The organism is Pseudomonas capeferrum (assembly GCF_013523055.1).
Taxonomy (GTDB): domain Bacteria; phylum Pseudomonadota; class Gammaproteobacteria; order Pseudomonadales; family Pseudomonadaceae; genus Aquipseudomonas; species Aquipseudomonas capeferrum_A.
In genome coordinates, this window is sequence record NZ_JAAMQM010000005.1 from 34428 (window position 1) to 46582 (window position 12155).

General features: G+C 61.6%; 15 protein-coding genes and 1 other RNA gene. 10 read left to right on the plus strand and 6 right to left on the minus strand.

Annotated features, from left to right (window positions below; all coding sequences use genetic code 11):
• Positions 1-180: 180 nt before the first annotated feature.
• From trxA to G7009_RS07125, 4 genes are all read left to right on the plus strand, one after another.
• Positions 181-510: a thioredoxin TrxA gene (gene trxA, locus G7009_RS07110; protein WP_181129208.1), complete on the plus strand. Its 330-nt coding sequence runs from the start codon at positions 181-183 to the stop codon at positions 508-510.
• 230 nt (positions 511-740) lie between these two features.
• Positions 741-2000 (plus strand): transcription termination factor Rho, encoded by a 1260-nt coding sequence (rho, locus tag G7009_RS07115; RefSeq protein ID WP_181129209.1) that lies wholly within the window; start codon positions 741-743, stop codon positions 1998-2000.
• Positions 2001-2122: 122 nt separating this feature from the next.
• The gene (gene ubiD / locus G7009_RS07120) at positions 2123-3589 is read left to right on the plus strand and encodes a 4-hydroxy-3-polyprenylbenzoate decarboxylase (protein ID WP_181129210.1); all 1467 of its coding nucleotides are present in this window, start codon (positions 2123-2125) and stop codon (positions 3587-3589) included.
• The gene (locus G7009_RS07125) at positions 3590-4558 is read left to right on the plus strand and encodes a CDP-6-deoxy-delta-3,4-glucoseen reductase (protein ID WP_181129211.1); all 969 of its coding nucleotides are present in this window, start codon (positions 3590-3592) and stop codon (positions 4556-4558) included. It abuts the gene before it with no gap.
• A gap of 78 nt (positions 4559-4636) precedes the next feature.
• Here G7009_RS07125 and G7009_RS07130 read toward each other — a convergent pair whose 3' ends face one another.
• Positions 4637-5614, minus strand: a complete 978-nt coding sequence (locus G7009_RS07130) for an NADPH:quinone oxidoreductase family protein (protein ID WP_181129212.1) — start codon at positions 5612-5614, stop codon at positions 4637-4639.
• Between the two features lie 154 nt (positions 5615-5768).
• On the opposite strand from G7009_RS07130, the gene G7009_RS07135 reads away from it, so the two are divergent.
• Positions 5769-6185 carry a flagellar basal body-associated protein FliL gene (locus G7009_RS07135; RefSeq protein ID WP_181129213.1) on the plus strand — a complete coding sequence of 139 codons (417 nt, stop codon included), beginning with the start codon at positions 5769-5771 and terminating at the stop codon, positions 6183-6185.
• Between the two features lie 21 nt (positions 6186-6206).
• Here the strand turns inward: G7009_RS07135 and G7009_RS07140 are convergent, their stop codons facing one another.
• Positions 6207-6659, minus strand: coding sequence for an EVE domain-containing protein (locus G7009_RS07140; protein ID WP_181129214.1), 453 nt, complete (start codon positions 6657-6659; stop codon positions 6207-6209).
• Positions 6660-6840: 181 nt separating this feature from the next.
• Here G7009_RS07140 and G7009_RS07145 point away from each other — a divergent pair, with 181 nt between their 5' ends.
• Positions 6841-6987 carry a hypothetical protein gene (locus G7009_RS07145; protein WP_181129215.1) on the plus strand — a complete coding sequence of 49 codons (147 nt, stop codon included), beginning with the start codon at positions 6841-6843 and terminating at the stop codon, positions 6985-6987.
• A 17-nt stretch (positions 6988-7004) separates the two neighbouring features.
• Here the strand turns inward: G7009_RS07145 and G7009_RS07150 are convergent, their stop codons facing one another.
• From G7009_RS07150 to G7009_RS07165, 4 genes are all read right to left on the minus strand, one after another.
• Positions 7005-7613: a 5-formyltetrahydrofolate cyclo-ligase gene (locus tag G7009_RS07150; protein ID WP_181129216.1), complete on the minus strand. Its 609-nt coding sequence runs from the start codon at positions 7611-7613 to the stop codon at positions 7005-7007.
• 82 nt (positions 7614-7695) lie between these two features.
• A non-coding RNA gene (ssrS, locus tag G7009_RS07155) (6S RNA) lies at positions 7696-7874 on the minus strand.
• Positions 7875-7892: 18 nt separating this feature from the next.
• Positions 7893-8210 carry a cell division protein ZapA gene (locus tag G7009_RS07160; protein ID WP_181129217.1) on the minus strand — a complete coding sequence of 106 codons (318 nt, stop codon included), beginning with the start codon at positions 8208-8210 and terminating at the stop codon, positions 7893-7895.
• Positions 8207-8416 (minus strand): TIGR02449 family protein, encoded by a 210-nt coding sequence (locus G7009_RS07165; RefSeq protein ID WP_181129218.1) that lies wholly within the window; start codon positions 8414-8416, stop codon positions 8207-8209. The genes G7009_RS07160 and G7009_RS07165 overlap by 4 nt, the downstream gene beginning before the upstream one ends.
• A gap of 154 nt (positions 8417-8570) precedes the next feature.
• On the opposite strand from G7009_RS07165, the gene G7009_RS07170 reads away from it, so the two are divergent.
• The 4 genes from G7009_RS07170 to G7009_RS07185 are packed head-to-tail and all read left to right on the plus strand — an operon-like array spanning position 8571 to position 12152.
• A complete protein-coding gene (locus G7009_RS07170) occupies positions 8571-9128 on the plus strand; it encodes a YecA/YgfB family protein (RefSeq protein WP_181129219.1) in 558 nt (185 codons plus the stop codon).
• Between the two features lie 20 nt (positions 9129-9148).
• Entirely contained in the window at positions 9149-10483 is a 1335-nt protein-coding gene (gene pepP / locus G7009_RS07175) for a Xaa-Pro aminopeptidase (protein WP_181129220.1), read from the plus strand.
• Entirely contained in the window at positions 10480-11679 is a 1200-nt protein-coding gene (gene ubiH / locus G7009_RS07180; RefSeq protein WP_181129221.1) for a 2-octaprenyl-6-methoxyphenyl hydroxylase, read from the plus strand. Before pepP ends, ubiH begins: the two co-directional genes overlap by 4 nt.
• Positions 11676-12152 carry a DUF4442 domain-containing protein gene (locus G7009_RS07185; RefSeq protein ID WP_181129222.1) on the plus strand — a complete coding sequence of 159 codons (477 nt, stop codon included), beginning with the start codon at positions 11676-11678 and terminating at the stop codon, positions 12150-12152. Before ubiH ends, G7009_RS07185 begins: the two co-directional genes overlap by 4 nt.
• The last annotated feature ends 3 nt before the right edge of the window (positions 12153-12155 follow it).

Consider the following 12155-nt stretch of genomic DNA (forward strand, 5'->3'; position numbering starts at 1 on the left):
CATGACACGTCTTGGTTTGATGCACAGCAATGTGCCTGGAGTACTATGACCCTTATGTGACAGCTTCGATTTGCGCTGTGTTGCACAACTATAGTTACACTCAATCGAGCGCGACTTCCTGTAGGAGTCGGGTGCGGCTATGATGGACAACGTTTTTTTGCTTACGACCTGGAGAGTTCCATGAGCAGCGATCTGATCAAACACGTCACCGACGCGAGCTTCGAGGCCGAAGTACTGAAGGCCGAAGGCCCGGTGCTGGTCGACTACTGGGCTGAATGGTGCGGCCCATGCAAGATGATCGCTCCAGTCCTGGACGATATCGCTACCACCTACCAAGGCAAGCTGACCGTCGCCAAGCTGAACATCGACGAGAACCAGGAAACCCCAGCCAAGCATGGCGTGCGCGGCATTCCGACCCTGATGCTGTTCAAGAACGGCAACGTCGAGGCGACCAAGGTGGGCGCATTGTCCAAGTCTCAGCTGGCGGCCTTCCTGGACGCCAACATCTGAGTCTTCAAAGCCCCGGTTTTTTCCGGGGCTTTTCTTTTTATGGCCACTAGACGCCAGAAAATGCAAGTGTTACATTCGGCCTCGCACTGCTTCTCCAGTGCCCTCTGCACGCCGTCGCCGACGCATCCCTAATTCGAATCAGTACGCGATCCTGTCGCCACACCCGCGGCGCGGCTTCATTAAGCCAGAAGCTTAATTCTCCCTTCTTACATGATTACGTCACTCCCCTTATGAACCTGACAGAACTCAAGCAAAAGCCGATTACCGATCTGCTGGAAATGGCCGAGCAGATGGGCATTGAAAACATGGCCCGTTCGCGCAAGCAGGACGTGATTTTCGCCCTGTTGAAAAAACACGCGAAAAGCGGCGAGGAGATCTCGGGTGACGGCGTGCTGGAGATTCTCCAGGATGGTTTCGGTTTCCTGCGTTCGGCTGATGCGTCTTATCTGGCCGGCCCTGACGACATCTACGTCTCGCCCAGCCAGATCCGCCGCTTCAACCTGCGTACCGGTGACACCATCGTCGGCAAGATCCGCCCGCCGAAAGAAGGCGAGCGTTACTTCGCGTTGCTCAAGGTCGATACCATCAACTACGACCGTCCGGAAAACGCCAAGAACAAGATCCTGTTCGAGAACCTGACGCCGCTGTTCCCCAACAAGCGCCTGAAGATGGAAGCCGGCAACGGTTCCACCGAAGACCTTACCGGCCGTGTCATCGATCTCTGCGCGCCTATCGGCAAGGGTCAACGTGGTCTGATCGTCGCTCCGCCGAAAGCGGGCAAGACCATCATGCTGCAGAACATCGCGGCGAACATCACTCGCAACAATCCTGAATGCCACCTGATCGTTCTGCTGATCGACGAGCGTCCGGAAGAAGTGACCGAGATGCAGCGCACCGTTCGCGGCGAAGTAGTGGCCTCGACCTTCGACGAGCCGCCGACCCGTCACGTACAGGTTGCCGAGATGGTGATCGAAAAGGCCAAACGCCTGGTCGAGCACAAGAAGGACGTGGTCATCCTGCTCGACTCCATCACCCGTCTGGCGCGTGCCTACAACACCGTGATCCCGAGCTCCGGCAAGGTCCTGACCGGTGGTGTCGACGCCCACGCCCTCGAGAAGCCGAAGCGCTTCTTCGGTGCCGCGCGTAACATCGAGGAAGGCGGTTCGCTGACCATCATCGCCACCGCGTTGGTCGAAACCGGTTCGAAGATGGACGAAGTGATCTACGAAGAGTTCAAGGGTACCGGTAACATGGAGCTGCCCCTGGACCGTCGCATCGCCGAAAAGCGTGTGTTCCCGGCCATCAACATCAACCGTTCGGGTACCCGTCGCGAAGAGCTGCTGACCGCCGACGACGAACTGCAGCGCATGTGGATCCTGCGCAAGCTGCTGCATCCGATGGATGAAATCGCCGCCATCGAGTTCCTGGTCGACAAGCTCAAGCAGACCAAGACCAACGACGAGTTCTTCTTGTCGATGAAACGCAAGTAAGCGTTCGATGCACGCGAAGAGCCGGGGCAACCCGGCTTTTTGCTATCTGCACTTTGGCTATTGTGGCGTGATCGGCGCTACACTCTGCAGCCCTACCGATACGGCCAACACGAGGCTCACGCATGCAGTATCGCGATTTGCGCGACTTTATCCGTGGCCTGGAACAGCGCGGCGAACTCAAGCGCATCCAGGTTCCGATCTCGCCAGTCCTGGAGATGACCGAAGTCTGCGACCGCACCTTGCGGGCCAAAGGCCCGGCATTGTTGTTCGAAAAGCCTACCGGCTTCGATATTCCAGTTCTCGGCAACCTGTTCGGCACGCCGGAGCGGGTCGCGATGGGCATGGGCGCCGAATCGGTCAGCGAACTGCGTGAAATCGGCAAGCTGCTGGCCTTCCTCAAGGAGCCCGAGCCGCCCAAAGGCCTCAAGGACGCCTGGTCCAAGCTGCCGATCTTCAAGAAAGTCGTGTCCATGGCGCCGAAGGTGGTCAAGGATGCCGCCTGCCACGAGGTAGTGGTCGAGGGCGAAGATGTCGACCTCAATCAGCTGCCGATCCAGCATTGCTGGCCAGGTGACGTGGCGCCCTTGATCACCTGGGGCCTGACCGTCACCCGCGGGCCGAACAAGGAGCGTCAGAACCTCGGTATCTATCGCCAGCAGCTGATCGGACGCAACAAGGTCATCATGCGCTGGTTGAGCCATCGTGGCGGCGCGCTGGACTACCGCGAATGGTGCGAGAAGCACCCGGGTCAGCCATTCCCGGTGGCGGTAGCGCTGGGCGCGGACCCGGCGACCATCCTCGGGGCGGTGACGCCGGTGCCCGACACGCTCTCCGAATACGCCTTCGCCGGCCTGCTGCGCGGTAACCGTACCGAGCTGGTCAAGTGTCGCGGCAATGACCTGCAAGTCCCGGCTACCGCGGAAATCATTCTCGAAGGCGTGATCCATCCGGGCGAGACCGCGCCGGAAGGCCCTTACGGCGATCACACCGGCTATTACAACGAAGTGGACAGCTTCCCGGTATTCACCGTCGAGCGCATCACTCATCGGCGCAAGCCGATCTACCACAGCACCTACACCGGGCGGCCACCCGATGAGCCGGCGATCCTCGGTGTGGCCTTGAACGAAGTGTTCGTGCCGATCCTGCAGAAGCAGTTTCCGGAGATCACCGACTTCTACCTGCCGCCCGAAGGGTGCTCGTACCGCATGGCGGTGGTCACCATCAAGAAACAGTATCCCGGTCACGCCAAGCGTGTGATGTTGGGCGTCTGGTCGTTCCTGCGGCAGTTCATGTACACCAAGTTCGTGATCGTCACCGACGACGACATCAATGCCCGCGACTGGAATGACGTAATCTGGGCCGTCACCACCCGTATGGACCCCAAGCGTGATACGGTGATGATCGACAACACGCCGATCGACTACCTGGACTTCGCGTCTCCGGTATCGGGGCTGGGGTCGAAGATGGGCCTGGATGCCACCAACAAGTGGCCAGGCGAAACCTCTCGCGAATGGGGGCGTGCCATCGTCAAGGACGATGCCGTGACCCGCCGTATCGATGAGCTGTGGGATCAGCTGGGAATAGATTGAATGCAGGTAACCTTGCAGCCGTCCGGGGCAGTGCTGGCGCTCGACCCGGGAGAACGGATTCTGGATGCGGCGCGACGCCTGGGCTACGACTGTCCGCAGAGCTGCCGCAACGGTAATTGCCATGTATGCGCCGCCTTGCTGGTCGATGGACGTGTCCGGCAGGACGGCGAAGTGCGCGATCATGGTGAATTCTTCACCTGTATCGCCGAGCCGATCGAGGATTGTGTGGTGCTCTGGGATGGGGTACTGGCGCTGGGCGAGCTCCCGCCTCGCAAGCTGGCTTGCTCAGTGATCGAGTGCGTCGAGGTCGGTGGCGATGTCTGGCGTGTGCGCATGCGCGCTCCGGCAGGCAAGTCGCCCCGCTACCACGCCGGCCAATACCTGATGCTCGAGCGTGAAGGTGGCAAGCAGGCGGCTTTTTCGCTGGCCTCCGCGCCCCACGCCGGGCGTGATCTCGAATTGCACGTCCTGGCGCGCGAGGACAGCGGTCGCGAGCTGATTGCCCAGCTGCGGCGCGATGGCGTGGCTCGGGTTGAGTTGCCATTCGGCGATACGCACCTGGCCGAGTTGCCGGATGGCCCTCTGGTGCTGATCGCCGCGGGTACCGGCATGGGTCAGATGCACAGCCTGGTGGAGCATTGCCGTGCCCAGGGCTTCAAGCATCCGGTGCACCTGTATTGGGGCGTGCGGCGACCCGAGGACTTCTACCAGATCGAACACTGGGACGAATGGGAGCGTCTGCCCAACCTGTATCTGCACAAGGTCGTCAGTGATCTGTGTGGCTGGGAAGGCCGATGCGGCATGCTGCATGAGGCCGTGTGCGAAGACATCGATGACCTGGCCCATGTGCATGTCTATGCCAGCGGTTCGCCGAACATGGTCTATGGCACGCTCGACGCTCTGGTCGAAGCGGGTATGGACGCGCATCAGATGCGAGCGGATGTCTTCGCCTACGCTCCACGCGGGTAGCCAGGGTACGCTGCGATAGTTTCACTGCACACCGAGCTATTCGTCGCGAGCGTGAGTTCGCGACGTCGCTCGTTACCTTCAGCGCATCGACACCACCAATTTGCCTACCGCCTGGCGTGCGCCCAATCGCTCGATGGCCTGGCCCGTTCGCTCCAGTGGAAAGGTCTCGGACACCAGCGGCTTCAACTTGCCTTCGGCATGCCAGGCAAACAGCTGGCGAAAGTTGGCGGCGTTGTCTTGCGGCTGGCGCTGGGCGAATGCGCCCCAGAACACCCCTGCCACCGAAGCGCCCTTTAGCAGCACCAGGTTGGTCGGCAGCTGGGCGATGGTCCCGCTGGCAAAGCCCACCACCAGCAGACGACCGTTCCAGGCCAGGCCGCGTACCGCCTGGTCGAACAGTTCTCCACCGACAGGATCGTAGATTACATCGACGCCCTGGCCGCCGGTCAGGCGCTTGATTTCATCCTTGAGGCCTGTGGTGCTGTAGTCGATCAGTTCGTCTGCCCCGGCGACCTTTGCCACTGCGAGCTTTTCCGAGCTGCTGGCCGCGGCGATCACGCGTGCGCCCATCGCCTTGCCGATCTCCACCGCAGCCAGGCCTACGCCGCCGGACGCACCCAGCACCAGCAGGGTTTCGCCAGCCTTGAGCTGTCCGCGTTGGGTAAGGGCATGCATGGACGTGCCGTATGCCATGCCGAAGGCGGCGGCGCTTTGAAAGTCCAAGCCTTGTGGGATATGCAATGCATTCGAGGCAGACACTGCCACTTGCTCGGCAAATGCGCCCCAGCCGGTCAGTGCCATGACGCGATCGCCGACCTTGAACCCGTTTGCCTTCTCGCCGACAGCGGCCACCACGCCCGCGGCTTCGCCACCGGGTGAAAAGGGCAGGGGTGGCTGAAACTGGTACTTGCCTTCGATGATGAGCGTATCCGGGAAGTTGACGCCCGCCGCGTGTACGTCGATGAGTATCTCGTTCTTTTTCGGCACCGGGCTGGCGATGTCTTCCAGGACCAGGTTCCGCGCCGGGCCCAGGGTTTTGCACAAGACCGCTTTCATCGGGCTATTCCTTTATGGGTTGTGGCCGATAAGTGTAGGAGGGCGGTAGGGCGGGTCAACGAGCATGGTCGGACCTGATGGCCCGACATAGCCCAGGCTTGGGTTTGTCCAGTGCGCTGGGTATGCTGGCGCTATCTGTTTGAGGAGCGAATTCGTGAAAGCGTGGATATTGATGGTGCTGGCCCTGATGCTGCCAGTGACGGCCATGGCCGCTGAAGAAGCCGAGGAAGGCAAGGAGGGGGAGCCCAAGGTCTCCTATGTCACCCTGACACCGCCATTCGTTGGCAACTATGCTCTCGATGGCAGCCCCAAGCTGCGCGTCTACAAGGCGGACGTGGCCTTGCGCGTCACTGGCGACGCCGCCGCAGCCACGGTCAAGCACCATGAACCGCTGATCCGTAATCAGCTCGTGGCGCTGTTCACCCAGCAAGGCATAGAGAACATGAATAATGTCGAGGCCAAGGAGCGGCTGCGTCAGGAAGCGCTCAAGCAGGTCCAGCAGGTTCTCGAAACTGAAGAGGGCAAGCCGATCGTCGAAGATCTCCTGTTCAACAATCTGATCGTGCAGTAATAGCGATCACGAGCAGGCGCGTCAGGTTGCCAGCCCGATAATCACGGCCCATTGCTCGGGCGTCACTGGCATCACCGACAGGCGACTGCCCTTCTGCACCAACTGCAACTCGTCTAATGCGGCCTGCTGTTTGAGCAGGCCTAGCTCCAGCACGTGCCTGAAGGTCCGTTGATGGACGACGTCCACGGCGCTCCAGGGATTCTTGGCGGCAGTGGCCCGAGTATCGAAGTAGTGACTGTCGGGGTCCAGGGCCGTGGGGTCCGGATAGGCCGCCGTCGCGATCCGTGCAATGCCGGCGATGCCAGGTTGCGGACAGCTGGAGTGGTAAAAGAAGAACTCGTCGCCTACGCTCATTTCCCTCAGGAAGTTGCGCGCCTGATAGTTGCGAACCCCGTCCCAACGGACTTCCCCCTGGCGCGCCAAGGCTTCGATGGAGAGCTCGTCGGGCTCGGATTTCATCAGCCAATAGGCCATGGGGTCACTCCTGACAAAGGTTGAAATAAATCGTTGCAGCAAACCGACCACTGGCGGGCATCAACGTTTGCTTGTCGACTCGCGTTGGCGGAGAATGCGCCGGTTTTCAAGACTAGACGTTGCTCGCACCCCATTCAGGAGTTGCGGGCACCGTGATCAGTTTGCCTGAGGGGGGCAATCGATGAAACGCAAACCGGACTTGCTCTGGATCCTGGTATTCACATTTGGCTTGGGTGTCGTCACGACCGGTTACGCCCAGAGTTTCCTCGAGCGCAAGGTCGATGCGTCCTACCAGGTGGCTGCCGAAACGGCTGTTCAGAAACGCTGATCCCTCGCACAGCGCGCTCATTTGCGCGCCAGGTACCATCCACGGTCAGAGACCGTTCCTTGCAGCGGTACATCCCAACTGGCCTGGACCAGTCGCTCGACCTTCTGGCATTCATGGGCAAGACCCAGTAGCGACGGTTTCATCCAAGTCTTGCGACGCGCCTGATAAGCCAGGCTGCGATCATAGAAACCGCCACCCATCCCGAGGCGTCCGCCTGCTTCATCGAAGCCGACCAATGGCAACAGGATCAGGTCGAGCGCCCGGATCGAGCGTTGGCGTTTGCGATTGATCACCGGCTCCGGAATGCGGAAGCGATTGCGGCGCAGTTGTTCGCCTTGCTCGAAGCGCTGAAACACCATGCTCGTCCGGGGCCAGGCTTTCAACACGGGCAGGTAGGTATGCTTGCCGCGTCGTTGTGCCTCGCGCACCAACAGGTACGGATCGATTTCACCGTCATTGGGCAGATACAACGCGATATGCCGTGCTCGGCGGAACAAGGGGTGCTGAGCCAGCTGACGGTACAGGCCGACGGCCGCCTGACGCTGCTGGGCAGGCGTCAAGGCGCGGCGGGCATCACGCAGCAGGCGACGAAGTTGAGGGCGTGTGAGCGGCGCGGTGTCGGTCATGGCACAGGCGATCCCAAGTGTCCTCGCAACGTGACACGCTGCAAGCAAATTGCCCGCCATGAAGGCGGGCAACGAAGAATGCGGGCTCCCCGTGGAACCGCTGTCGGCGTAGCCCTTGAACCCGAAAGTTCAAGGTGGAGATTGCAGGGGGCGTTAAGGCTTTCCGTCGAGCGGACATGCACACCGGCCCCAGCGTGCAACCCCCGTGGTTGTGCGTATCGGCTCAGGGACATAACCAACTGGCGCATACCGCAGGGAGTGGCGCCAGTATACGCAACCTCAACTGATTTTTGTATCCGTATCGTCGGAGAGTGCCTGATCGACCCGTTCGAGCAGGTCGCGTACCTCTTCGCGCGTGGTCCCGCCGGCCGCGACTTCCGGGCGGTCCTGCCTGTGCAGCAAGTCATGGGTGATGTTCAAGGCTGCCATGACGGCGATGCGATCCGCGCCGATCACCTTGCCGCTGCTGCGAATTTCGCGCATCTTGCCGTCCAGATATCGCGCCGCGCTGACCAGGTTGTTGCGTTCCTCGGGCGGACAGATGATCGAGTATTCCTTGTCGAGGATCTGGACGGTGACGTTATTGCTTGAACTCATGAGTCTTGCTCCAGGGCCTTGAGGCGCAAAATCATCGATTCGACCTTGCGCCGGGCAATCTCGTTCTTTTCGATGAGGTGGGCGCGCTCCTCGCGCCAGGTTCTTTCCTGCGCATGTAGGAGTGCATTTTGCCGTTTTAGTTGCTCGACTCGCTCCAGCAGTTGCTCGAATCGGCTCATCAGCGCTTGCAGGTCGTTCTCTTGCATGGGGGTGCACTCGCATCGGTCCATCGGTGACTACCAGGTGATCATGCCTGGGCTCGAGCCCGGACGGCCAGTGCAGATGGTCTTGGCGCGCCTGCCGGTGCTAGGATACAAGGCCTTCATTCTAGTCATTGCGCCGTCTGGCGCCTAGTTGCCCATGCCTAATACCAATTCGCCCTATACCGCCTTCACCGCCTTGCTCTCCGGCAACGGCCATCCTGTCTCCCCGGCCGAGCTGCACGGCCTGCTGCTTGGCCGTTGCTGCGCCGGTGCGGCGTTCGATGCCGACGCCTGGCTGGCCGACGCGGCCCAGGTGCTCGAGGTCGAACCTGTCGACAGCGTCCGCAATGCCTTGATCGGCCTGCAAGAAATGGTCAAGGGCGAGCTGACCGGCGAAGATATCGCCATCGTCCTGCTGCTACCCGGTGACGAGACGCCCCTGGCCGAACGTGCCGCCGCGCTGGGTCAATGGTGCCAAGGCTTCATCGCCGGTTTCGGGCAAAACGCCGGTGGCCTCGAGCTGAGTACCGAAGCCAAGGAAGTCCTGCAGGACCTGGTCGCGATCTCCCAGGTGCAGGACGCGCTCGAAGAGTCCGAAGATGGTGAAGGCGACTACATGGAGGTCATGGAATACCTGCGCGTGGCGCCCTTGCTGCTGTTCACCGAGCTGGCCAAGCCGGCCGCCGAACCCGCACCCAAGCCATCGCTGCACTGATCTTCGGGGTCCCTTTGCCCATGAGCCACATACCCAAGGCGGAATACACCCGTCGGCGCAAGGCGCTGATGGCGCAGATGGTCCCCAACAGCATCGCGATCCTGCCGGCCGCCGCTGTCGCCATACGCAATCGCGACGTCGAGCATGTGTACCGCCAGGACAGCGATTTCCAGTACATCAGCGGTTTTCCCGAGCCCGAGGCGGTGATCGCCCTGATTCCTGGCCGCGAGCATGGCGAATACGTGCTGTTCTGCCGTGAGCGCAATGCCGAACGCGAGCAGTGGGAAGGCCTGCGGGCCGGACAGGAAGGCGCGGTGCGCGACTACGCGGCCGATGATGCCTTCCCCATTACCGACATCGACGAGATCCTGCCTGGCCTGATCGAAGGGCGCGAGCGCGTTTATTCGGCCATGGGCAGCAACCCCGAATTCGACCGGCGGCTGATGGACTGGATCAACGTGATCCGCTCCAAGGCGCGCCTCGGTGCCCAGCCGCCGAATGAGTTCGTTGCGCTGGATCATCTCCTGCACGACATGCGTCTGTATAAATCGGCGGCGGAAGTGAAGGTGATGCGCGAAGCGGCGGCCATCTCGGTCCGTGCCCATGTGCGAGCCATGCAGGCCAGCCGGGCAGGATTGCGCGAGTACAGCCTCGAAGCCGAACTGGATTACGAATTCCGCAAGGGTGGAGCCAAGATGCCGGCCTACGGCTCGATCGTCGCCGCCGGTCGCAACGCCTGCATCCTGCACTACCAGCAAAATGATGCCTTGCTCAAGGATGGCGATCTGGTCTTGATCGATGCCGGCTGCGAAATCGATTGCTACGCCAGCGACATCACCCGCACCTTCCCGGTCAGCGGGCGTTTCTCTCCCGAGCAGAAGGCCATCTATGAGTTGGTGCTCAAGGCACAAGAGGCTGCCTTCGAGCAGATCGCGCCGGGCAAGCATTGGAATCATGCCCATGAGGCAACGGTACGAGTGATCACCGAAGGCCTGGTCGAGTTGGGACTGCTCAAGGGAGAGGTGCAGACACTGATCGACAATGAAGCCCATCGCGCGTTCTACATGCACCGCGCCGGCCACTGGCTGGGCATGGATGTTCACGATGTTGGCGACTACAAAGTGGGCGGTGAATGGCGAGTGCTCGAGCCCGGCATGGCATTGACCGTGGAACCGGGAATCTACATCGCGGCGGACGACCAAAGCGTCGCGAAGAAATGGCGCGGCATCGGCATCAGGATCGAGGACGACGTGGTGGTTACCAGGCAAGGCTGTGAAATCCTGACCGCGGGCTTGCCCAGGACGGTCGCCGAGATCGAGGCATTGATGGCCGCCGCGCGCAGTGACGCCGCATGAACCGGGCCGATATCGCGATCATCGGTGGCGGCCTGGTCGGTGCGAGTCTGGCCCTGGCCCTGCAAGGGCAGGCCAAGACGCGGGGCTGGAAGATCGTCCTGATCGAGCCCTTCGCGCCCGGTGACAGCTTCCAGCCAAGCTATGACGCGCGCTCCTCCGCGCTGTCTTTCGGCACCCGGCGGATCTACGAGCAGCTTGGAGTCTGGCAGGAAGTCGAGCGTCGCGCCGAACCCATTCGGCAGATCCAGGTATCCGATCGTGGACGATTCGGTTCGACACGCCTCGATGCTATCGAGGAAGGCGTGCCGGCGCTCGGCTATGTGGTCGAGAACGCCTGGCTGGGCCAATGCTTGTGGCAAGGGTTGGATCGCGAGGTGGTCAGCTGGCGCTGTCCGGCCGAAGTGACGGCGATACAGGCCATCGAAAGTGGTTACCGCCTGCAGCTGGACGATGACACTGGCCTGGACTGTTCCTTGGCGGTCCTGGCCGACGGAGGTCGTTCGAGCCTGCGCGAGCAGTTAGGTATCCATGTCAGCCATCGGCCTTACGAGCAAAGCGCGGTCATCGCCAACATCACGCCTGGCGAAGCGCACCGCGGGCAAGCCTTCGAGCGCTTCACCGAGCATGGCCCGATGGCCCTGCTGCCGTTGCCGGACAACCGCTGCGCCCTGGTCTGGACACGGCAGGGCGCGGATGCCCAGCACCTGGTCGGCCTGGACGAGCGCAACTTCCTCGCCGAGCTGCAGGCAGTCTTCGGTTATCGACTGGGGGCATTGCGCCAGGTCGGTGTCAGGCACCTCTACCCACTGGCGCTGGTCGAGGCTCAGGAGCAGGTGCGGCCACACCTGGTAGTGCTAGGCAATGCCGCCCATAGCCTGCACCCCATCGCCGGGCAGGGTTTCAATCTGTCGCTGCGAGATGTGCAGTCACTGGCCGAGGCACTGCTCGCCGGCCCGCAACAGCCTGGCGACCTGACGACCCTGAGCGGCTACCTTGAGCGCCAGCGGCTGGACCAGGCACTGACCATTGGCTTTTCCGATCAGGTCACGCGGCTGTTCGGTACCCGTCAACCGCTGCTTGCCACCGGCCGCAACCTGGGACTGCTCGGTCTTGATCTGCTGCCAACGGCCAAGCGCTGGTTCGCGCGCCAGGCCATGGGCCTGGGCACGCGCCTCAATCCGCGAGGCCGCCTGTGAGCCACCCATTGGCCAGGCGTGCCCGCTTGCTGCGCTGGCTGCTGAACATCTACCCGCCCTACCTGGGGGCGGGTATCCGCGTGCAGCACATCAGCCCTGACATGCGCCATGTCAAGGTACGCATGAAGCTGACCCGGTGGAACCGCAATTATGTCGGCACCCAGTTCGGCGGCAGTCTCTATTCGATGGTCGACCCGTTCTACATGCTGTTGCTGATGGAACAGCTCGGACGCGATTACATCGTCTGGGACAAGGCAGCCAGCATCGATTTCATCGCGCCGGGCAAAGGCCCGGTGTTCGCCGAATTCCATATCGATGACGACCTGCTGGAAGACATTCGCCGGCAGACCGCCAGCGGCAAGAAATGCCTGCCCCGTTTGCAGGTCGATATCCGTGACGCCGCCGGTGAACTGGTGGCGCGGGTCGATAAAACCCTATATGTGCGGCTCAAGCCGCAAGCGAGGCAGGCATAAGGC